The 20,573-nt window shown below is 74.1% G+C and carries 19 protein-coding genes; 11 read left to right on the top strand and 8 right to left on the bottom strand.

Going from position 1 to position 20,573, the window contains the following annotated elements; genetic code table 11:
* From lanM to IE317_RS38690, 7 genes are all read right to left on the bottom strand, one after another.
* The coding region (gene lanM / locus IE317_RS38720) for a type 2 lanthipeptide synthetase LanM (RefSeq protein WP_191316347.1) at positions 1–2,195 on the bottom strand (2,195 nt) is incomplete at its 3' end.
* Positions 2,196–2,451: 256 nt separating this feature from the next.
* Positions 2,452–3,147, bottom strand: a complete 696-nt coding sequence (locus tag IE317_RS38715; protein ID WP_191316346.1) for a 4'-phosphopantetheinyl transferase family protein — start codon at positions 3,145–3,147, stop codon at positions 2,452–2,454.
* The gene (locus tag IE317_RS38710) at positions 3,144–6,305 is read right to left on the bottom strand and encodes a S41 family peptidase (protein ID WP_191316345.1); all 3,162 of its coding nucleotides are present in this window, start codon (positions 6,303–6,305) and stop codon (positions 3,144–3,146) included. Before IE317_RS38710 ends, IE317_RS38715 begins: the two co-directional genes overlap by 4 nt.
* Positions 6,302–6,883, bottom strand: a complete 582-nt coding sequence (locus IE317_RS38705; RefSeq protein ID WP_191316344.1) for a GNAT family N-acetyltransferase — start codon at positions 6,881–6,883, stop codon at positions 6,302–6,304. Before IE317_RS38705 ends, IE317_RS38710 begins: the two co-directional genes overlap by 4 nt.
* Complete coding sequence (locus tag IE317_RS38700; protein ID WP_191316343.1) at positions 6,871–7,308, bottom strand: hypothetical protein; 438 nt, start codon at positions 7,306–7,308, stop codon at positions 6,871–6,873. Before IE317_RS38700 ends, IE317_RS38705 begins: the two co-directional genes overlap by 13 nt.
* Positions 7,301–7,756, bottom strand: coding sequence for a hypothetical protein (locus IE317_RS38695; RefSeq protein ID WP_191316342.1), 456 nt, complete (start codon positions 7,754–7,756; stop codon positions 7,301–7,303). Before IE317_RS38695 ends, IE317_RS38700 begins: the two co-directional genes overlap by 8 nt.
* On the bottom strand, positions 7,753–8,286 hold the full coding sequence (locus IE317_RS38690) for a hypothetical protein (protein WP_191316341.1): 534 nt from the start codon (positions 8,284–8,286) through the stop codon (positions 7,753–7,755). The genes IE317_RS38695 and IE317_RS38690 overlap by 4 nt, the downstream gene beginning before the upstream one ends.
* A 616-nt stretch (positions 8,287–8,902) precedes the next feature.
* Between IE317_RS38690 and IE317_RS38685 the strand changes: the two genes are divergently transcribed.
* From IE317_RS38685 to acpS, 11 genes are read left to right on the top strand one after another with little or no spacing between them, the layout of a single operon-like run.
* A complete protein-coding gene (locus IE317_RS38685) occupies positions 8,903–10,480 on the top strand; it encodes a condensation domain-containing protein (protein WP_191316340.1) in 1,578 nt (525 codons plus the stop codon).
* Positions 10,481–10,502: 22 nt separating this feature from the next.
* On the top strand, positions 10,503–11,462 hold the full coding sequence (locus IE317_RS38680; RefSeq protein ID WP_191316339.1) for a ketoacyl-ACP synthase III family protein: 960 nt from the start codon (positions 10,503–10,505) through the stop codon (positions 11,460–11,462).
* Positions 11,459–12,802: an ATP-grasp domain-containing protein gene (locus IE317_RS38675; protein WP_191316338.1), complete on the top strand. Its 1,344-nt coding sequence runs from the start codon at positions 11,459–11,461 to the stop codon at positions 12,800–12,802. Before IE317_RS38680 ends, IE317_RS38675 begins: the two co-directional genes overlap by 4 nt.
* Complete coding sequence (locus tag IE317_RS38670) at positions 12,799–14,109, top strand: type III PLP-dependent enzyme (RefSeq protein ID WP_191316337.1); 1,311 nt, start codon at positions 12,799–12,801, stop codon at positions 14,107–14,109. The genes IE317_RS38675 and IE317_RS38670 overlap by 4 nt, the downstream gene beginning before the upstream one ends.
* Entirely contained in the window at positions 14,106–14,372 is a 267-nt protein-coding gene (locus tag IE317_RS38665; protein ID WP_086848245.1) for an acyl carrier protein, read from the top strand. Before IE317_RS38670 ends, IE317_RS38665 begins: the two co-directional genes overlap by 4 nt.
* 3 nt (positions 14,373–14,375) lie before the next feature.
* Positions 14,376–15,239, top strand: coding sequence for a hypothetical protein (locus tag IE317_RS38660; protein ID WP_191316336.1), 864 nt, complete (start codon positions 14,376–14,378; stop codon positions 15,237–15,239).
* Positions 15,239–16,186 carry a 3-oxoacyl-[acyl-carrier-protein] synthase III C-terminal domain-containing protein gene (locus IE317_RS38655; RefSeq protein WP_191316335.1) on the top strand — a complete coding sequence of 316 codons (948 nt, stop codon included), beginning with the start codon at positions 15,239–15,241 and terminating at the stop codon, positions 16,184–16,186. Before IE317_RS38660 ends, IE317_RS38655 begins: the two co-directional genes overlap by 1 nt.
* Positions 16,183–16,791, top strand: coding sequence for an acyl-CoA dehydrogenase family protein (locus IE317_RS38650; protein ID WP_191316334.1), 609 nt, complete (start codon positions 16,183–16,185; stop codon positions 16,789–16,791). Before IE317_RS38655 ends, IE317_RS38650 begins: the two co-directional genes overlap by 4 nt.
* Positions 16,788–17,927 carry an acyl-CoA dehydrogenase family protein gene (locus tag IE317_RS38645; RefSeq protein ID WP_191316333.1) on the top strand — a complete coding sequence of 380 codons (1,140 nt, stop codon included), beginning with the start codon at positions 16,788–16,790 and terminating at the stop codon, positions 17,925–17,927. Before IE317_RS38650 ends, IE317_RS38645 begins: the two co-directional genes overlap by 4 nt.
* A complete protein-coding gene (locus tag IE317_RS38640; protein WP_191316332.1) occupies positions 17,920–18,669 on the top strand; it encodes a hypothetical protein in 750 nt (249 codons plus the stop codon). Before IE317_RS38645 ends, IE317_RS38640 begins: the two co-directional genes overlap by 8 nt.
* Complete coding sequence (gene acpS / locus IE317_RS38635; protein WP_191316331.1) at positions 18,666–19,328, top strand: holo-ACP synthase; 663 nt, start codon at positions 18,666–18,668, stop codon at positions 19,326–19,328. The genes IE317_RS38640 and acpS overlap by 4 nt, the downstream gene beginning before the upstream one ends.
* 223 nt (positions 19,329–19,551) lie before the next feature.
* Here acpS and IE317_RS45220 read toward each other — a convergent pair whose 3' ends face one another.
* Positions 19,552–20,535 carry a LuxR C-terminal-related transcriptional regulator gene (locus tag IE317_RS45220; RefSeq protein WP_191316330.1) on the bottom strand — a complete coding sequence of 328 codons (984 nt, stop codon included), beginning with the start codon at positions 20,533–20,535 and terminating at the stop codon, positions 19,552–19,554.
* Positions 20,536–20,573: the final 38 nt, after the last annotated feature.

Below are 20,573 nucleotides of genomic sequence, written 5' to 3'. Positions count from 1 at the left end.
GTCGCGGCGATCGCGGCGGGCAGGCAGCCGGCGAGCGTGCGGTCGCCGAGGAGGGAGGCCAAGCGGGCCAGGGCGTAACAGATCCCGCCGAGGCCGAAGAAGCCGCCGGACCCCACTTCGCGCGCCAGGTCGGAGTGTTCGGCGAGAACCTCCACGAGCATCGGCAGCGTGCGCACGGCCTTGGCGGCCAGCTCGGTGTACCGGGAAGTGCCGGTCAGCTCGCCCAGCTGGGCCAGGAACAGCGCGGTGCCGCAGTAGCCTTCGGCGAGCCCGGCGCCCATCGGCAGCACCAGCCAGTGGCGTCCGTCGAGGAGTTCGAGGCCGACCCAGTTGGCCCGCACCTCGTCGTGGGCGGCGCGGGCGACGAGGTCGTCGCCGATGGCGGAGGCCAGTGCGAGCAGGTGCTGGCTGTCGGGCACGACGGCGGCGACCGCGCCGGGCAGCGGGGCACCCGCGCCGTGGCGGACCTCCGGGCGGCGGGTGGCGAGCGTGGCCTCCACGAACCACTCCTGCTCGCGCAGGTCCTCCGCGCACAGCTGCGCGATCTTCGCGCGGGCTTGGTCGAGACCACTCGCGGCCAGCAGGCCGGGCAGGACGGCACCGGTGCCGGTGGTGACGTCGACCGACCCCGCGGCGGTGGTGAACACCGGCACGTCGCCCTCGCACAGTTCGGTGATCTCGTGGGGCACGAGCGCGGGCAGGTGGGCTTTCCCGTGGTCCTCGGCGAGTGCGGCGAACGCCGCGGGCCGCGCGGCACCCGCGGCGAGGTGCGCCGGGTGCGTCGCGTCGGCCAGCAGCGTGGCGTAGACCTGCGTCGGCCGCATGACCAGGCGGATCTCTTCGCCCGCGAACCCTTCGAGCGCGCCACCGAGCAGTTCGGCGCGGCGGTCGACCAGGGACTCGTAGGCGGCGCGGAAGCCGCTCAGCAGGCTCTGCCGGTACGTCCCGGCATCGACCTCCGCCCCGGCGAGCACCGGGCGGTTCGCGCCGCCGGCGTAGGGGAGCGGCCCGCGGGCCAGGCGCATGTCGTCGGTCCCGGCGCCGGTCCAGTGCGGCACTTCCCCGGGGCTCTGCTCGCCGTTGCCGCCGCCGAAGGCCGAGACGTCGAGCGCGCCGTGTTCGCCGAGCATCAGCGTGGGCAGCAGGGCGGTGCGCGCCACCGAGCGGTGCAGTGCGGCGGCGGCCGGGTCGGGCCCGTTGCGGGTGAGCGAGGTGAAAGCGGGGTGGAACAGCGTTTCGACGTCCACCAGCATCGGCTGGTCGCCGCAGGCGATGAGGTTTTCGCAGTGCATGTCGGTGGCGTCGAGCGCGTAGAGCAGGGCCAGCAGCGCACCCTGGCGGCGGTAGAAGAGCTCGACCCCGGCCTGGTCGGCGCACGGCCGCGCGGGCACGAACTCGGCCCAGCCGTAGCCGTCACGGGCCAGCACCCCCACGGGGCGCGGCGCGAGCCCGGGCCGTTCTTCGGCGAACCACCGCAGCAGCTCGCCCCACCGGGCGAGCAGCCCGAGCGGACGCGGCTTGTAGACGAGCTGCCGTCCGTCGGCGAACCCGAGCACGGCGACCGCGCGGCCGCCGGAGTGCACGTCACCGGCGCCGAGGGTCAGTTCGCTCAGCTCGGCCGGGCGGCCCGCGAGCAGCCCGGCGCCCAGGTCGGCCCGGTCGGCGGCGAACCGCGTGAGCAGCTCGGCGACGGCGTCGGCGGTGCGCAGGCAGGTCTGGGCGAGCAGCCGGGCCAGCACCGGGTGGCGGCCCAGCACGTCGGTGAGGTACCCGCGGCTGCCGAGCAGGCGCAGGAAGTCGACAAAGCGGTCCCGTCCGGTGGCGCCGCGCAGCCGGCCGGCCTTCTTCGCCGCGTGCAGCTCGAGCACGAAGGTGCGGGCCGCGAGCGCGGTGAGCTGCCCGCACAGCCAGGTCTCGACCCCGGACCACACTCGCTCGGCGGCGGGCTCGCGCTCGACCAGCAAGGAGCGGGTGGCGGCGGCGAAGGGCAGCACGGCGTGGCGGAAGACCCGGTCACCGTCGGCGTCGACGGGGGCGGGCCAGTCACCTTCGGCGGGCAGGGAAGCCAGCACCTCGTCGGCGAGCAGCGCCCAGGCGGGCCGGTCGCCGCCGGCCTCGCCGGGAAGGCGAGCGGCGGTCCACCAGGCCGGTGCCTCGTGGGGGGCCTGCTCGGGGCGCTCTACTGTCTGGCTCACGCCGAAGAGATTCGCACTCCCGGAGATGCGCGTACATGGGTACTCGCTACCCAGATTGGGTATCAGGGGTTGGGGTCTGCCTGCGATCGTGGGGGCTCGTGGCTGTGCCGTGAGGTCCGGGGCGGCGAGTTCGGCCAGGTCACGGCTGCCGCGGGTCCGGTCGCGGCACCTTCACGGCTGCCGCGGGCCCGGTCGCGGCACCTTCACGGTTGCTGCGGGTCCGGTCGCGGCACTCTCACGGCGCTTGCGGGCCCGGTCACCGCACCCTCGCAGCCACCGGCAGGCCGAGCTCCGCCACCGTGCGCCGGCGGACCGCCTCCACCGGCACCGTCGTCGCCAGCGCGGCCACGTGGCCGTCCGGAACCGTCAGCGAACCCAGGTGCACCGGCTCGCGGGGCCAGCCCGGTACGTCCGAACGGGCGAGCGGCCCCCGCACATCCACCCGGGCCGGAGCCGCCGCCAGGCCCAGTCCGGCCAGCTTCATCGCCGCCTCCTTGCGCGTCCACGCCGTCAGCAACCGGCCCGCCCGCTCCGCCGGGGGCGCCGCCGAGAACTCCCGGTGCTCCGCAGCCGACAACACCACCCCGGCCAGCCCCGCCGGGTCGGCGGCCGCGGCCGGGTCCTCGATGTCGGCTCCGATCAGGCCCTTCTCCGCCGCCGCCAGCAGCAGCCACCGGTCGGTGTGGGACACCGAAAACTCCGGGGCGCCGTCCAGCCGCGGCCGGCCGTGGCCCGGGTCGCCGCAGTGCTCGCACGACCGGTCGATCACCACCTCCGACGGCGGGACCCCGATCGCCGACGCGCCCCAGAGGCGTTGCAGGGCGCGCGAAGCCGTGAACACGTCCGCCACCGGAGCCGGCAGCCGGGCGGCGCGGGCGCGTTCCGCCCCGGAGAGCAGCGCGAGCCACTCCGGCCGGGGGCGGACCGGCACCAGCCAGACGTCGACGATCATGGCGCCTGCGGCAGCAGCAGGGCCGCCCGCGGCGCGGGCAGCTCGTCCGACGGCGAGCCCAGCTCCGCCAGCAGGTGCGCGACGGCCGCGGCGAGCTGGTCGTCCTCGCCCGGCAGGAGCCGGTCGGGGGCCGGGACCACCGCCAGGTCGGGCTCCACGCCGTGGTTCTCCAGCGAACCACCCGCGTCGCCGAACCGGTAGCGGAACTCCGGCTGCGTGGTCACCGTGCCGTCCACCAGCCGGTGCCGCGGCCAGGTCGCGATGACCCCGCCCCAGCTGCGCCTGCCGATCAGCGGACCCAGCCCGAGCGCGCGGAAGACGTGGGCGAAGATCTCGCCGTCGGACCCGGTGTGCTCGTTGAGCAGCGTCGCCATCGGCCCGCGCGGCGACTCCGTCGGGTACGGCGCCATCCCGCTCCACCGCCCGTGCTCGGTGCCGGTGCGGCGGCGGGCCAGCCGGTCGAGCAGCAGCGGCGACACGTGGCCGCCGGTGTTGAACCGGACGTCGACGATCAGGCCGTCGCGGTCCAGCTCCGTCAAGAACCCGCGGACGAAGTCGGCGTACCCGCTGCGCGTCATGTCCGGCACGTGCAGGTAGCCCAGCCGGCCGCCGGACACCGCCCGCACGTACGCCCGGTTGCCCTCGGTCCAGTCCAGGTACCGCGCCCGCGCCTCGCCGGCACACGCCCGGACGACGACGCGGTGCTCGGCCCCGGCGCGCCGCACGGTCAGCTCCACCTCCCGGTCGGCCTGCCCGACCAGCAGCTCGCCGGGGCCCGGCGGCCCGACGCGGCGGCCGTTGACCGCGACCACCTCGTCGCCCGCGCGAATGTCCGCGCCGAGCCGGGCGCACGGCGATCCGGCCTTCGGGTTCCACGGGTCGCCGCGCAGGATGCGGGCGATCCGCCAGGACGAGCCGTCGGTGTCCCAGTCGACGCCGAGGAAGCCCTGCGCTTCGTCCGGCCCGGCACGGTACTCGCCGCCGCGCTCGAACGCGTGCGATGTCCCCAGCTCGCCGTGCAGCTCCCAGATCAGGTCCGACAGTTCCGCACGGCACGACACCAGCTCCGCGAGCGGGGCGTACCGGTCGTACACCGCGTCCCAGTCGAGGCCGGACATCCGCGCGTCCCAATAGCCTTCGCGCTGCAGCCGCCACGCTTCGCGGAACATCTGCCGCCACTCCGCGGACGGGTCGAACGGGACCTTGACGCGCCCGAGGTCGACCCAGCCCGTCGCCGGGCCCGGTTCTTCACCGTCGGGCGGGTCTCCGGCGACGGCGGCGCGCAGGACCCGCAACCGGCTGTCGGTGCGGTGCAGCACGACGTCGCCGCGCACGTCCAGCTCGTCGACCGCGCCGAGGCAGCCCGCGGTGACCCGGCCGGTGCCCAGGTCCACCAGCGACACCGTGCCTTCGGCGCCGGAGTCCGGGTGCGCCGGGTCGGGCGCGGCCAGTGGCACCGACAGCAGCAGCACCCGCCCGGGCAGCGCCGCGATGTCGCTGTAGCGGCCTTCGGGGACGGGGAAGGCCGCCACCCGCCGGGAGATCCCGTCGAGGTCGACCGCCACCCGGCCGTCGCCGCGCGGGGCGGGCAGCGCCTGGCCGGGCACCGCGGACCGCGTCTCGAACGGCGAGGGATCGCCCGCCCGCAGTGTGATCAGGTACGGCCGGGAGCCGAACGGGAACCCGACGTCGAACTGCACCTGGTCCAGCTCCGGCGTGAGGTCGCGCTGGCCGAGGAAGTACAGGTACCGCCCGGACGGGTCGAACGCGGGGCGCGCGTCCCGCACCACCGGCTCGGTGACCCGGTGGGTGCGCCCGGACGCGGTGTCGGCGAGCTTGATCGACGACGTGCGCGGCGATTCCGGGAACGTGTAGGCCAGCCACCGGCCGTCGGGTGACCACGCGAGGTCCTCGATGCGCTCGTGCTTGCTCGCGTCGAGCAGCCGGGGCCGGGGGAGCACGTCGGCGGTGTCCACGATCCACACGCGCTGGCGGCTGGTCGCGAAGGCGACCAGCCCGGACGCCGGCGACGCGGTCAGCTCGGTGATGTGCCCGACGCCGCCGGCGACCAGCACCGGGGCGTCTTCGCCGCCCTCGGCGTCCATCAGCACGATCCGCTCGTCCGGGCTCTCGTCGGCGGCCACGGCGACGAGCTGCCGCCCGCCGGCCAGCCAGCGCAGCAGCCGGTAGCGGACGCCGTCGGCGCGGCCGTGCCCGCGGACCGGACCGGACCAGTGCTCGAAGGTGAACGCCTTGCCGCGGGCGGTCACCGCGAGCCGGGTGCCGTCGGGGGACAGGCGTGCGCCGTCGAGGTACTCGCCCGCGGGGGCGAACCGGCGGCCGCGCTGCGGTGCCGCGCCGCCGAGGTCCACCTCGACCGGACGCGCGCCGCGGGCGTCGAGCAGGTGCAGCCGGGCGCCCGCGGTGTAGACCAGCCGGGTGCCGTCGGTGGTGAGCCCGCGCGCGTAGTGGTCGTGGTGGTCGGTGTGGCAGCGCAGGTCGGTGCCGTCGGGCAGGCACGAGTAGACGTTGCCGATGCCCTCGTGGTCGCTGATGAAGTGGACGCGGCCGCCCGCCCAGCACGGGTCGGCGACGTTCCCGGGCAGCGCGACGAGCCGCGTGAACGGGCCGGCCTCGGCTTCGGCGTACCACAGCTCGCCGGTGCCGCCGCCGCGGTAACGCTTCCACCGCGCGGGATCCGCGGTGTTGCGGCCGACGACGACGCCGCCGTCCCCGAAGGCGATCGTGTCGGCCGGCCCGAGCCGCAGCGGCCGCGCGGGACCACCGGCCGGCGGCACCGAGAACAGGCGGGCGCCGAAGCCGGACGGCTGCTCGGCGTCGGTCGCGTAGAGCACTTCGCCGGTGTGCGGGTGCCACCCGACGGTGACGCAGCGCCCGGCCTGGTAGGTCAGCCGCCGGGGCGGGCCGCCTTCGGCCGGCATGACGTACACCTCGGCCGGGCCGTCGTAGGTGCCGACGAACGCGATTTGCGTGCCGTCCGGGGAGATCCGCGGCCGCCGGGCTTCGCCGGGGCCCGCGGTCAGGCGGTGCGCCCGGCCGCCTTCGGCGGGCACCGACCAGAGGTCGTCCTCGCACGCGAAGTACAGGGTGTCACCGGAAATCGCGGCCGTGCGCAGATACCCGGCCCGCCCGGTCACGACCGGGCCTCGATGCGCGCGCGGATCCGCTCGGCCAGCTCGCGGCGGCGTTCCTCGGCGGACGCCTCGTGCTGCCGGATGTCCTCGTCGGACAGGGTCCAGTAGCACGCCGTCCGCCATTCGCCGACGGTGTAGGAGTCCCGCTCGCAGCGCACCTGGTGCTGGGCCTCGAGGGCTTCGGCGGACAGGAACATGGTGTTGTGCGTGAGCACCTGGTTGACGATCACGCGCATGTTGAGCTCGTCGCGCAGGTGCTTGTGCACCGCGTAGACGGCGAACGCGCCGAGCCCGCGGTCGCGCGGCAGCACGCCGAAGGACAGCTCGCAGCGCTGCGCGCGCCAGTCGATCGAGGTGATCCACGCGAACCCCATCACCCGGCCGTGCGAGCCGCACACGGTGAAGATCCGCTTGGTGCGCTGCTCGTCGGTGATGGTGCGCAGCTGCCGGGCCTGCAGGCCGTCGTCGTCGGAGCCGACGGCGAAGTCCGTGAGGTTCGCCGTGAACCGCGCCTCGCGCAGCAGTTCCGTGCGCAGCGGGACGTCCTCTTCGGTGAAGTGCCGGACGGTCACGATCGGCATGACTCCTCCTTCACCAGGACCAGCACGTCGTGGAACGCGTGGCCGGCGTAGTGGTGGCCGGGCAGCACGCCGCCGCGGGCGAACCCGGCGCCGAGGAAGGCGGCGGCCCCGCCTTCGGGGACCAGCGCGACGAAGGACGTCCGGCGCTGGTAGGTGGTGAGGTGCCCGAGCAGCGCGCGCACCGGCTCCGGGCCGGCGGACGTGCTCGAGACGTACGCCTGGCGCGGCTGCGCCCGGTTCGGCACGCAGCCGACCAGCGCGCCGCCGGCGGCGTACACCTGCGCTTCGCGGCGGATGAGCTCGCGCACGAGCAGGGCGTCGTTCTGCGTCACCGGGTCGGTGCCGAGGAACCCGCGCGCGGCGTCACCCGCGCGGCGCAGCCCCTGCGCGGCCTCGGCGGGTGAAAGCGGCCTGAGCTCAGTCATGGCGGATCGTCCCCCAGATCTCCCGTGCGGCGGGTGCGCCGTCGAACCAGGTGGCGGCCGGGACGACCGCTTCGCGCCGGAAGCCGGCCGCGGCCAGCGCGGCCGGGCCGGGCCGGGCGGCCGGGGTGACCCAGCCGTGCAGGCGGCGCAGGTTCAGCCCGGTGAACCCGTGCTCGACGGCGGCGGCCAGCAATTCGTCCAGTTCGGACAGTCCGCCGTGGACGCCGATTTCGACACGGGCGCGCCGGTGCACCCAGTCGATGCCCGTGTAGCGGACGAAGGCGCCGTCGGTGACGCACAGTTCTTCGTCGTCGCCGTCCGGCGGCGGGACCTCGGTCGGCTCGGCGAGCGCGGGCCAGCCGTCGAGGGGCAGCCCGAGCAGCTCACCGGCGAGCCACGGCCCGCTCAGCAGCCCGCGGTCGGCGTCGCGGTATCCGCGCAGTTTCATGACTCCGCCCAAACCTGCGAGAAGAAGACCGTGCCGCGGCGACGGCCTTCGTGGGTGGTCACGCCGGCGAGCGTGCCCTCTTCGGTGAGGCCCGCTTCCCGCGCGAAGGCGAGGCCGGCGGGGTCGAACTCGGGGAACCGGACCGACAGCCGCACCAGCTCGTGGCGCCACCGCAGCGCCCGCACGATCTCGCGGTAGGCGGCACGCCACCAGCGGGTGGGGGCGTCGGAGCGCAGGCGCAGGTGCAGGACGTAGTGGCAGCCGTGTTCGCTGCCTTCGTGCTCGAGGGCGTAGAGGCCGACGGGCTCGCCGTCGGCGCAGAGCACGCGGGTGTCGTCGCCGAGGAGCCGCCGGATCTCCCACTCGGGCCGCGTGTCCGGCCGGTCGGTGCGGAAGAAGAAGCCGGGGTCGGCGAACAGCGCGAGCACGGCGGTCCGGTCGGCCTCCGCGCAGGCGCGGGCCGACCAGTGCGGCAGCGCACGGTCCACCGGTGCGGCGGCGGGCGGCGCGACGGGCGCGATCGAGGTCATGGCCCCTCCCGGGCTGATGGGCGGACGGCGGATGCAGTGAATGACCCATTCCTGGCATCCGGCGGGCGTGCGGTGCAGTGAATGACTCATTCCTGGCGTGGGATGCAGTGAATGACTCATTCCTGACGTTGGGGCGGGCGAGCGGGCGGAGCCGGTGGTGGAGAGGGAGCCGCGGGAACGGCACCGCCTGGCCGGCGTGTGCCGGTGGCGGTGCCGCGCCCGCGGTGGCTCCGCGTGATCGGCGGGACGGCGGCGCACCCGCGCCGCCGTCCCGCCGCGGCGTCACGCCTCCTTGGACGCGACCTTCGACGCTTCCTTGGACGCCTCCTTGGAGGCCTCCTTGCTGGCGACCTTCGACGCGACCTTGCTGGCGACCTTCGAGGCTTCCTTCGACATGGGTGCTCCTCATTCTTTTCGATGGGATTTCCCCCGCAGATCCGGAACGCATTCCGGCGGGGCCAACCCAGATTCACCGACGAACCGTTGCGGGTCAAGGAAAACTGTTCGCCTCCCGGTGTCATGTTCGTGCCACGGAGAACGTGCCACCGCCAGGGGCTAACCATTTGCGCCGCGGCCGCCCACCATCGGCGTACGACGATTCAGGGTTGGAGGACACGTGGCGAAGAGCGCGAACCTCTGCTGGGGACAGCACCACCACCTGCTGCGGTACCTGCGGGTGCCGGCGCCGTCCCGGCACGAGGCGCACATCGGCACCAGCTACCCGCTGCCCGCGGGCTGCACCGTCGCGGCCGTCCGCACGGCGCTGACGCACCTGGTGCGCCGGCACGAGGTCCTCCGCACCGTCTACGACCTGACCGGCACTGCGGCCGACGGGCACGCCTGGCCGCGCCAGCTCGTGCAGCCGCCGTCGCCGCAGCCGGTCGTCGAGGCGACCACCGAGGACGCCGTGGACGTCATCGCGCGGCTCACCCGCACCCCGTTCGACCTGGCCCGCGAGTGGCCCCTGCGGGCCTGCGTGGTCACCGCCGGCGGCCGCCTGGTCCGGCTGCACCTGGTCTTCAACCACCTGGCCTTCGACGACGTCGCCCTCGACCGCATCGCCGCCGAGCTCGACGAGCTGCTCGCCGCGCGCACCGAGGGCCGGCCCGCCGTGCTGGACCCGGTCGAACACCAGCCGGTCGACCTCGCGCGCTTCGAAGAGAGCCGCACCGAGGCCGACCTCGAACCCGCGCTGGGCCACTGGCGCGAAGTCGTCCGGAAACTCCCCGCCGACGTCTTCTCGAAGCGTCGCAACGCATCCGGGGCCGCGCACAGCGCCTCTTTCACCGTCCCGTCGCTGCTGTCCGCCTCCCGGGCCATCGCGGCGCGCGAACACGTGTGGCCCTCGGCCGTCCACCTGGCCGCCTATGCCGTCACGCTCGCCGCCTACACCGGGCAGACGCTGGTCGCGCACCGGATGTACACCAGCCAGCGGGACGCCAGCGGCATCGGCGGCACCGTCACGTGCCTGTCCTACCCGACGCCGGTGGTTGCCGACCTCGGCGGCGATCCGCGGTTCTCGGCCGTGGTCAAGGAGTCTGCGACCCGCGTCAGCCAGGCGATGACGCACGCGCACGTGCCCTACGACCGCGTGTACGAGCTCGTCGCCGAGAAGGGCGTGCGCGTGGCCGCGGAGCTGAACTTCCTCGACAACGCGCCGCGGTCGTGCCGCACCCGACGCGACCGGTACGCGGTCAACGCGGCTCCCGCCGACTGGGCGCGCGCCGGCTCCGACAGCTACCTGCGCATCTACGAATGGGCCGACGGCATCACCCTCGCTCTGCAGGCCCTGGACGCGGTGATGGACGCCGACGCCGTCGAACACTTCCTGCGCGGCTACGCCCGGCTCGTCGAGGCCCACCGCGACCCCGGCACCGACCTGCGCGTCAGCGAGGCCGCCGCGCTCATCGGGTTCGCCCCGCCGGAGCCGCGGCGGACCCGGTCCGAAGCCGAACCCGAGCGCACCGGCACCGCGCCCGCCGAGCGGGTGCTCGTCGACGTTGTCGCCGAGGTCAACGGCCTCGGGGAAGTCGACCCGGCCCGCAGCTACCTCGGCGCGGGCGGGCGCGTCCTGCGCCTGCCCCGCGTGGTCGAAGCCCTGCACGAGCGCGGCTGGAGCGCCGGGCTCGTCCCGTTCACCACCGCCCGTCCCCTGTCCGCACTCGCGCACGAGCTCGTGCCGGCCCGCGGCTGAGCCGGACGAAGAGGAGGAAGTCATGTCCCTGCTCGAAGCACCCCGGCTGGAACGGGTGGCGTCGTTCGTGCCGGAGACGAGCCTGCCGGTCGCGGACCTGGCCGGCCCGCTCGGCCTCGACGCGACGCAGTTGCGTTTCTTCACCCGCTTCCTGGGCCTGGACCGCGTCGCCGTCGCCGACGGCCTGGAGCTGGCCGACCTGCTGGCGGGCGCGGGGGAGCGCGTGCTCGCCGGAACGGACCGCGGCTCGGTCCGGTTCCTGGTGCACGCCCACACCATGCAGCACGTCGCCGTCGCCACGCCCGGCCTCCTCGAGGACGTGCGGACGCGGCTGCGGCTGCACCGCGCGACCGCGTTCAGCCTGTCGCACCTCAACTGCGTGGTCGGCATCCACGCCCTGCACGTGGCCCGCTCGCTGCTGGCCACCGCGGCCCCCGGCGACCGCGTGCTCGTGCTCACCGGCGACAAGGTGCTGATGCACGAGGCCCGCCTCATCCGCGACACCACGATCCAGGGCGACGGCGCCGCCGCGGTGCTGCTCGGCCCGGACCCGCGCGGCGACCGCGTCCTCGGGCGCGCGCTGACCGTGCTGGGCCAGTTCTACCGCGGCATCGACTGCGACGAAGCCCTGCAGCTGCAGTACAAGCACGTCTACCCGGACGCGCTCGCCCAGGTCATGCAGGACGCGCTCGAAGACGCCCGGGTCGAGGCCGCGGACATCGCCGCCATCCTGCCGCACAACGTCAACAAGCTGTCGTGGAAACGCATCACCGGCACGCTCGGCGTGCCGCGGGACCGCGTGTTCCTCGACAACGTCGGGAAGTACGCCCACTGCTACAGCTCCGACCCGTTCATCAACCTGGCGGCGGCGCGCGCGGACGGGCGGGTCGATCCGGGGGACCTCGTGCTGCTGGCTTCGGCCGGCCTCGGGGCGACCTTCGCGGCGGCCGTCGTCGAGATCGGAGAAGGGAACCAGGGATGAATTTCGTGGCACGGCTGAAGAAGGACCTCACCGGCGACGCCGGTGCGCGGTTCGTCTTCGTCAACAACTTCGAGGTGGAACGCAGCTGGGCGGTGGGCGAGCCGAAACTGCCCGGCGCCGGCATCTCGTTCGCGGGGGCCACGGTCAACCGCATGGAGGAGATGGGCGCGCTGCTCGCCGGCGAGGGCGACCTGGTGGTGCTCAAAGCCCCCATGGACGCCGCGTTCGCCGGCTACCTCGCCCGGATCGGCGCGGCCGACGGCACGACGCTGATCGCCGAGCACAACGACCCGGACGCGATGGTGACCGAGGACGCCCTCAACTCGCCGGAACTCCTCGGCAGGCTGCGGGAGCTGGCCGACGGCAACACCTACCTGATGCCCCTGGGCATTTCGGCGTCGGAAGAGGCACTGGCCAAGGAGTCCGGGCTGCCGCTGGCCGGGTCGACCGCGCAGATCTGCAAGGCGGTCAACGGCAAGGTCTTCAGCCGCGGCCTGGTCGACTCGCTCGGCCTGCGCCAGGTGCCCGGCCGGGTGATCCACACCGTCGGCGAGCTGCGGGACGCCCTCACCGAGCAGCTGGCGCTGGGCGGCCGGGTCGTGGTCAAGGAGTCGCTCGGCGTCTCCGGGCGCGGCATGGTCGTCGTCGAGGACGAACGCGGCGCGAACCGCCTGCTGCGGCTGATCGAGCGCCGCGGGGCCGACGCCCCCGCGAACCTCGTCGTCGAGTCCTGGATCGAGCACGCCCAGGACCTCAACTACCAGTTCGTCGTCTCCCGCACCGGCGGCGTCCGCTTCGAGACGGTCAAGGCCGCCGTGCTCAAGAACGGCGTGCACCAGGGCCACCGCTTCCCGGTCGAGCTGCCGCCCGTCGCGGCGCGGGAGCTGGCCGAAGCCGTCGAGAAGATCGGCAAGGCACTGCACGACGAAGGCTTCTTCGGGATGGTCGGCGTCGACGCGATGCTCGCCGCCGACGGCACGCTCTACCCGTGCCTGGAGATCAACGCCCGGTTCAACATGTCGACCTACCAGAGCCGGATCGCCGAGAAGTTCATCCCCGAGGGCCGGCACGCCATCGCGGCGACCTTCTCGCTGAAGCTGCAGCGCGAGCACACCTTCGCCGAGGTCGAAGCCGCGCTCGGCGACCTGTTCTTCACCGGTGCCGGCGACACCGGCGTGCTGGTCAACAACTTCGCGACGCTCAACGCCGCGAACACCGGCGAAGGCTCCTTCCACGGCCGGCTCTACGCGATCTGCGTCGGGGACTCGCCCGAGGAGGCCCTCGCCGTCCGGACCGAGGCCGAGCGCCGCCTCGCCGCCATGGCAGGAGAGGACGCATGACCGACATCGACTACCAGGACCTCGCCGAGCGGTTCGGCACGCCGCTGTACGTCTACGACGGCGACGTCCTGCACGCCACCATCACCGGCCTGCGCGCGGTGCTGCACCCGGCGATCGAGGTGTTCTACTCGCTCAAGGCGAACCCGAACATCAGCGTCTTCGCCGCCCTGCACCACGGCGGCGCACGCGCCGAGGTTTCGTCCATTGTGGAGCTGCAGACCGTGCTGAAAGCCGGTGCGCGGCCCGGCGACATCATCTTCCTCGGCCCCGGCAAGAGCCAGGAGGAGCTGCGCGCCTGCCTGGACACCGGCGTCTACGCCATCGTCTGCGAGTCCTTCGACGAGCTCGACGACATCGAACGGCTTGGTGCCGAGCTCGGGAAACAGCAGCGGGTGCTGCTGCGGATCAACCCGACCTGCGCGATCAGCGGCTCCCGGCTCACCATGGGCGGCAAGCCCCGCCAGTTCGGCATCGACGAGGCCCACGTCCTCGCGGCCGGGCCGCGGCTGGCGGAGTACCGCCACGCCGACGTCGCCGGCATCCAGGTCTACATGGGCACGCGCATCCTCGACGCCGAGGTCATCGGCAAGAACACGCGCTACGCCCTCGACCTGGCCGAGCGGGTCGCCGCCGAGACGGGGATCCGCCTGGAAGCCGTCGACATCGGCGGCGGGCTCGGGGTCGCGTACTTCGAGGGCGAGGACGACCTCGCCGCCGCCGACGTGGCCGCCGAGATCAACCCGATGCTGGAGGCCTTCCACCGGGCCCATCCGGCCACCCGGCTGATCATGGAGTCCGGCCGGTTCCTGGCCGGGCGCGCCGGGGTCTACGTGCTCGGCGTCCGGTACGTCAAGGAGTCGATGGGGGAGCGGTTCGCGATCGCGGACGGCGGCACCCACCACCACATGGCCGCCGTCGGCATCGGGTCGTTCGTCAAGCGGAACTTCCCGGCCGTGCTGCTCACCCCGCGTGCCGCCGGCGAAGACACCGACGACACCGTCGAGCCGGGCCCGTGGACCGTCACCGGCCCGCTGTGCACGCCCAACGACACCCTGCTCAAGCAGGTGAAACTGCCCGACCTGCGCCCCGGCGACCTGGTCGGCGTCCTGAACTCCGGCGCCTACGGGCCGTCGGCCTCGCCCGGGCTGTTTCTCAGCCACGGGTTCCCCGCCGAGGTGCTCGTGCGCGGCGGTGCGGCCTTCCTGGTCCGCGACCGCGACGAGCCCGCGGACCTGCTGCGCAAGCAGCACTTGTTCCACCCCGACACGACTGACATCACCGACAGCATGGGAAGTGAGCCGAGATGAACCGCACCGAGATCGTCGCCCACCTGGAGATCGCCCTGTCCGCCGTGCTCAACAAGGAGATCGGCGGCGTCACCCCGGAACTTCGCCTGTTCGAGGACCTGGCGCTCGACTCCACCAGCGTCATCGAGCTGCTGATGAGCCTCGAGGACACGATCGGCCTCGAGATCGACCCGGACGAGCTGGGCCCGGAGGTCTTCCGCACGGTCGGCAGCCTGACCGACTACATCGAGTCGGCCTTCGCCAGGTCCGCCGCGGCGGTCTGAGCCATGTCCCTCCAAACCCTCGCGCCCCCGGGCCGGGCCGCGGTACCCCCGCGCCCGGCCGGGGTGCACCTGACCGGCGTGACGCACCGGGTGTTCACCGAACGCGCCAAGCCGGTGTTCGGGATGCGCCCGGAACTGGCCCGGCTGATGGTCGAGACCTTCGGCGCCGCGGCGGACCAGGAGGACTTCCTGGCCCGCACCGGCAACGGGTTCATCGAGATGACCGAGGCCCTGCTGGCGGACGCGGCCACGCCGCTGCCGCCCCTGGACGCGGTGGTGCTCGCCTACCACTCGCCCGACCTGTACCACTCGGAAGTCGCCGGCTGCTACCTGGCCGGGCGCCTGCCGGGCAACCCGGAGCCGTGTTCCGTCGCCGGGCCGGGCCCGGGTGCGGCCTTCACGGCGTTGCGCCTGCTGGATGGCCTGTGCCGGCTCGGCGAGGCGTCCTCGGCGGCGCTGCTGGTGTTCGACCAGAACGCCGTGCTGTGGGACAGCGGCCACCCGGCCACCCACCGCCCCGACGCGGCGGTGCTGCTGCAGGCCGGCGCGACCGGCGACGTCGCGGTGACCGAGCTGGAGGAGGTGCGCCTCGGCGGAACCGGCCCGCACACGGCAACCCTCGCCCTGGCCGACGTGCTGTACCGGCACCCGGGCGTGGCGGTGCTGGCGGGAGCGGGCCTCGCCAAGCGGCTCGCGGGCACGCCGTACGCCGGGCGGGTCGAGGCGGTGCCGGATCTGTGGTGCACGGGGGTGTGGGCGGGTCTCGCCCGCCACTGGCCGCTGGAGGAGCCGGTACTGCTGGTCGACTTCGAGCCCGCCAGCGGCACGTTCTGCAGCTGCCTGCTCGTTCCGGGGAGGGAGCACTGATGGACACGGGGCTGTCCCGGGTCGCCGTGCGGCTGCCCGGCCGCGTCGAGGCCGTCGACGACGTGCTCGTGCGGTCGGGCGCCAAACCGCTGGAGCGGCGCATGTTCGGCCGCATCTACGGCCTGCGCGACAGCCCGGTGCTCGCGCCGGGCGAGCGGATGGCGGACCACCTGGCCGAGGCCGGACGGGCCGCGCTCGGCGGCGGGGCGGCGAGCCTGGTGCTCTACGGCCACACGCTGCTCATCGCCGAGCTGGACCTGTGCGGGCAGTTCCCCGACCGGCTGCGCGACGCGCTCGGCCTGCCGGGCGTCCCGTTCTTCGGGGTGTCGCACGTGAACTGCACGTCGGTGCTGCGCTCGGTCGAACTGGCCCGGCGCTACCTGGCCCGGCCCGGCGCGGACCCCGACGACCGGGTGCTCGTGCTCGGCGGCGACCAGGGCAGCGCGAGCGACCGCGGCCGCTACATCCCGGGCACCACCGTCGCGGGCGACACCGCCGCGGCCCTCGTGGTCGGACGGGGGCCCGCCCGCTACCGCTACCTCGGCGGCGCGAGCACCCGCGACACCCGGTTCCACCGCAGCCTGCGGATGACCAAGGAGGAGTTCACGCTCTTCGGCAAGGTCTGCTGCGAGCAGGCGGTGGCCGTCGTCGGCGCCGCGGCGCGCGATGCCGGCCTCACCCTGTCCGATGTGGACTGGGTGCTGCCGGACCTGTCCAACCGGATGTTCTGGCGCACCTTCAGCGGGCTGTCCGGGTTCCCGTTCGACCGGATCCCCCTGGACCTGGTCGCCGAGCGCGGGCACAACTTCGGGGTCGACTCCCTGCTCGCGTTGCAGCACGCCGACGCGGCCGGCCGGCTGCGTCCCGGACAGCGCTGCGCCCTGGTCTCCGTGGGCCAGGGCGCCTACTTCCAGTCGGTGATCGTCGAGGTCGTGGAGGAGAAGTGACCACCAGCCTGCTCGAATGCGAGCGCACCGCACGCAGGGCCGGCCTCGCCGCCGGTCTCGCGCGGGCCCTGCCCGCCACCCCGGCCGACCGGCTGGCCCCCGGCCGATACGCGGCCGTGCCCGCCGGGGCCGTCCCCGAAGGTGCCGAAGTGCGCACGCACAGCCTGGCCGACCGCGAGGACATCGTCTTCCTCGCCACCCCGGGCCGTCCCCGCGAAGAGCGGGACGCCCACGAGCTGGCCGACTTCGGCCGGCACCTGGCCGCGGTCCGGCTGGGGGTGCTGCGCTCGGTGCTCGACCACGTCGTCGAGCACCTGTCGAACCGCACCAGCGGCGACGAACCGCTGATCCGCAAGCAGCTGATCGCCGGCGCGATCGGCGACGTGATGGCCGCGGTGGAACGGCTGCGCGCCCAGGTGCGCTCGCAGCGGCACCCGGCTGCCGTGGCCGACGTCCACCGCGAACTCGACGAGCTGGGCTGGCGGGTGGCCCAGCACCTCGGCGCCTCCGGCTTCCTGGCCACCTCACCCGCGCGGTCGCTCTACGTCTCGGCCCTGGTGGCCGGCACCTGGGTGGACCGGGAACCGGAAGGAGAACCGGCATGATCGAGCTGAGCGAACGCGTTCGCGCCGTCCGCGACCTGAGCCGGGAGGCGGCCGTGGACCTGCGGTCGCGGGCCCTGGCCATCGACGTCGACCCGGATGCGATGGAGGAGCACTACAACTCGCCCGTGTTCGAGATGGTCCGGCAGGCCGACACGCCGCCGCAGTACCGCGAGTCGCTGCCGTCGACGCCGTTGCTGCGGGCGATGGAACGCGGCTCGTGCCTGGAGAACGTCGCCGGGCTGATCGAACTGGCCCGCGGGGACGTCGGCGCCATCCTGGCCTGCCCGTCGCCTGGCCTGGCCGGGGTGTTCGTCGAGCTGCTCGGCACGCCCGAGCAGCAGGAGTGGTTCTTCACCCGGATGCACGGCGGCCGCCGCTGGTCGTTCTTCGCGATGACCGAAGAGGGCCGCGGCAACGACGCGACGGCGATGGAGACCCGCTTCGACCGCGACGGCGACGGCTGGCGGCTCACCGGCGGCAAGTGCTACGTCGGTAACGCCGCCCGCGGCAGCGTCGGCGTGGTGTTCGGCCGCACCGGCCGCGGCGCGCTGTCGATCCGCGCGGCGCTGGTCGAGGTCCCGGCGCCGGGCTGGCAGGGCGAGAAGCTCGAGATGATCGGTCTCCGCGGCGCCTACATCAGCCGGCTGTCCTTTTCGGACGTCGCCATTCCGGCCGGGCGCATGCTGGGCGACCACCTGCCGGCGACGCGGCGGGGGATCTTCGCCGCCATCACGACGTTCAACCACATGCGGGTCCGGATCGCCGCGTCCGCCGTGGGCACCGCGCTGGCGATGGTCGAGTACGTGCTGGAGCACCGCAAGAACGCCCCCGGCGGCCAGCTCGCCCTCGCCCGCGCCGAAGCGGGCCGGGAGCTGGTGTACGAGGCGGCGGCGCGGATCGACGGCGACCCCGAGCGCGGCTACCTCTCCAGCGCGGCGAAGCTCGGCGCGGTCGGCCTGGCGGTGGGGACGGCGCACTGGGCGTCGGCCGCGCTCGGCCCGGCCGGCCTGATCGAGCACTCGCTGCTGGAGAAGTGGACGCGGGACGTGCACGCGTTCGAGTTCATGGAGGGCACCGGCAACATCCACCGCCTGCACGTGGCGCGCGGGTACCAGGCGGGAGACGCCGATGCCTGACCTCGGGATCGACACGATCGCCTTCGCCGCGGCCCGGCGCGAGGAGTACGTGCCGTTGTCGGCGTTGCCCGGCGCGGCCGACCTGGTGCCGCCGGAGCGGCTGGCCGCCGCCGGCATTCCGCTGTCCCGTCTGATGGTGCGGATCCCGGAGGACGACGACGTCGACGTCACCGCGCAGGTCCTCGCCGCGCTGGGGCCGCCCGCCGTACCGCAGCCGCTGTTCTTCGTGCGCTCGGGTCCGTTGCGCGACCCCAATGTCGCCGCGCTGGCGGGACTGGTGCACCGCAGCGGCTGGGAGGGCGAGGACGTCGGCCTCTCGCACCTGGACGAGCTCGGCGGCACGGCGGTTTTCGGGCTGCTGGAGTGGGCGGTCGAGACCGAGGCGACGGCGGTGGTCTGCGACGAGCCGCTGTTCGCCGACGCGGCCTGCGGTCACCCGCGGTTCGCGGCGGTCGGGGTGCGGGTGCGGCGCGGCGCCTCGGCGTTGACGGTTTCCGGCTGCGGCGAAGGGAAACCCGCGTTGACGGGCGGCCACCGGTTCACCGGCCGCGGCCCGTGCGACGCGTGGCTGGCCTTCTGCGCGGCACTGGCCGAAGGCGTGGTCGCCGACGGCGACCGCGTCCTGCTCCACACGCGCGGACCGCTCCGCGAGGGCTGGCTGGCGCTGCTCGCGGTCGACGTCTCCGCGCTGCGGCTGGTGCCGGCGGCCACGGCGAGCCTGCTCGGGGGGCGGAGTGGATGAGAATCGGCGTGGACCTGATGTCGATCCCGCGGTTCGCGGAGGTCGCGGCGCACCACCGGTACCGGACGCTGGTCTTCACCCCGGTGGAGCTCGAGCAGGCCGCCCGGATGGGTGCCGAACGGTCCCTGGAACGGCTGGCCGGGCGGTTTTCCGTCAAGGAGGCCACCTGCAAGATGCTGGGCCGTGGCTTCGGCCAGGGCCTGCGCTGGCGTGACATCGAGGTGACCAACGACGACTGGGGAGCGCCGTTGGTGACCCTCGGCGGCGGCGCGGCGGAGATCGCGGACGAGGCGGGCCTGGAGGAGATCGTGGTGACGCTGAGCCACCAGGCCGACCTGGTGGTCGCGGTCGCGGCGGCGGCCTGCGCCCGCCCGCCCCGCCCGTTCCGCCGCGCGGCCGCGCCTGCGGTCGCCGCCCCGGTCCCGGCTCGCTTCGACGAGCTGGCGGCCCTGGCGGCCGACCTGTTCTCGGTCCCCGCCGGCGAGGTGGCCACCGCGACGTCGTTCGCGGGCGATCTGGGGGTCACGTCGGTGGTGGTGATCGAGCTGCTCGCCCGGATCGAGCACCGGTACGGCATCCGCGTCCCGGAGGCCGGCATCTACCGGATGACCGATCTGCCGGGCACCTACGGTGTGGTCGCCGAGGCGGCCGGCTGGTAGGGCGGGCAGAGAGAAGGGGCCTTCCGCGAGCTGCGGAAGGCCCCTTCTCGCCTGCAACGGCCCGAGCGCCCCAATGTGGCCTTCGGTGCGTTGAATCAGCACTGCGGCGCGGAGCGCCTCCGTTGAGGGTGGCGGTGGGGGCATGGGAGGCGCAACCAAGGCGGCCTTCGGTGCGTCAGACGCAACCAAGGCCGCCTTGGGGCGCTTGGGACGGGGGCGCGGGTCAGGCCAGGGTGAAGCGCGAAGCCGCCTGGACACCCGCCTGGAAGCGGGAAACTGCGTCGAGGTTCTGGAGCATCGCGGCGATGTGCCGGCGGCAGGTGCGCACCGACATCCCCAACCGCCGCGCCACGACCTCGTCCGTCAGGCCCTGGGCCATCAGGCGCGCGATCGTCTGCTGCAGGTCGTGCGCGATCTCGCCGCTGTAGCCCTGTTCCTCGGCCGCGAACGGCGTCGCGCCGTCCCACAGCTGGTCGAACAGGCCCAGCAGGAACCGCACCATGCCCTGGTCGCGGACCCGGCGGGCGGACAGGTCGGCGACGTCCAGCGTCACCGCCAGCGAACGGTCGAACACCACCGCCGCCTGCGGGACCCGGCTCAGCGTGCGGATGTTGGCCCCGCGGCCGGCGAGCTGGGTCAACCGCGCCCGGGCCGCGTACCCCGCGCGGCTGCGGTGCGGGCACACCACCCGGACGCCGACGCCGTCGCCCAGCACCGAATAGCACGCGTCCAGCAGCTCGTCGACCAGGTCGTCGGCCGCCTCGCCCGGGTGCAGGACCACCAGCTCGTCGCGGCAGACCTCGGCCGCCAGCTTGATCAGGCCGCGGATCTCGGCGATGCCCTCCAGGCGGTCGAGCGTGCCCGCGGCGCCGGCCGGGGCGCGGGTGATGCCGTCGATGCGCTCGCGCAGGCGGTCGGCCAGCTCGCGCCGTTCGTACATCGCGCGTTCCAGCGGCGTCACGACCAGCTCCGCGGCCGCTTCGGGTTCGCGGGGGACCAGCGCGCCGTCGACCGCCCGCAGCAGGTGCAGCTCCACGAGCCGGGCCGCGGCCGCCTGGACCGTGTCCGCGGGCAGGCCGAGGTGCGCTGCGGCGGTGTCCACGGACGCGATCCGGCCGCAGCGGGTCGCGTAGCGGTACAGCTCGGCTTCGGGGTCGGGCTCGGGCACGGAGAACGCCCCGGGCGGCGGGAGTGTGGCCGTCGACATCGTGCCTCCAAAGATCCGGGCTTCTGCGTTTTCCACCG

The sequence above is a fragment of the Amycolatopsis bullii genome, assembly GCF_014654205.1.
GTDB classification, from domain to species: Bacteria; Actinomycetota; Actinomycetes; order Mycobacteriales; family Pseudonocardiaceae; genus Amycolatopsis; species Amycolatopsis plumensis.
The sequence above is the reverse complement of the archived record's forward strand: the minus strand, read 5'-3'. Positions and strand labels throughout refer to the sequence as shown.

Coding starts and splice junctions, on each gene's coding strand:
- IE317_RS38660 (WP_191316336.1), top strand. CDS start 14,376: ATGTCCCTCCAAACCCTCGCGCCCCCGGGCCGGGCCGCGGTACCCCCG.
- IE317_RS38700 (WP_191316343.1), bottom strand. CDS start 7,308: ATGACTGAGCTCAGGCCGCTTTCACCCGCCGAGGCCGCGCAGGGGCTG.
- IE317_RS38640 (WP_191316332.1), top strand. CDS start 17,920: ATGCCTGACCTCGGGATCGACACGATCGCCTTCGCCGCGGCCCGGCGC.
- IE317_RS38680 (WP_191316339.1), top strand. CDS start 10,503: ATGTCCCTGCTCGAAGCACCCCGGCTGGAACGGGTGGCGTCGTTCGTG.
- IE317_RS38690 (WP_191316341.1), bottom strand. CDS start 8,286: ATGACCTCGATCGCGCCCGTCGCGCCGCCCGCCGCCGCACCGGTGGAC.
- IE317_RS38655 (WP_191316335.1), top strand. CDS start 15,239: ATGGACACGGGGCTGTCCCGGGTCGCCGTGCGGCTGCCCGGCCGCGTC.
- IE317_RS38645 (WP_191316333.1), top strand. CDS start 16,788: ATGATCGAGCTGAGCGAACGCGTTCGCGCCGTCCGCGACCTGAGCCGG.
- IE317_RS38675 (WP_191316338.1), top strand. CDS start 11,459: ATGAATTTCGTGGCACGGCTGAAGAAGGACCTCACCGGCGACGCCGGT.
- acpS (WP_191316331.1), top strand. CDS start 18,666: ATGAGAATCGGCGTGGACCTGATGTCGATCCCGCGGTTCGCGGAGGTC.
- IE317_RS38715 (WP_191316346.1), bottom strand. CDS start 3,147: ATGATCGTCGACGTCTGGCTGGTGCCGGTCCGCCCCCGGCCGGAGTGG.
- IE317_RS38665 (WP_086848245.1), top strand. CDS start 14,106: ATGAACCGCACCGAGATCGTCGCCCACCTGGAGATCGCCCTGTCCGCC.
- IE317_RS38670 (WP_191316337.1), top strand. CDS start 12,799: ATGACCGACATCGACTACCAGGACCTCGCCGAGCGGTTCGGCACGCCG.
- IE317_RS38705 (WP_191316344.1), bottom strand. CDS start 6,883: ATGCCGATCGTGACCGTCCGGCACTTCACCGAAGAGGACGTCCCGCTG.
- IE317_RS45220 (WP_191316330.1), bottom strand. CDS start 20,535: ATGTCGACGGCCACACTCCCGCCGCCCGGGGCGTTCTCCGTGCCCGAG.
- IE317_RS38695 (WP_191316342.1), bottom strand. CDS start 7,756: ATGAAACTGCGCGGATACCGCGACGCCGACCGCGGGCTGCTGAGCGGG.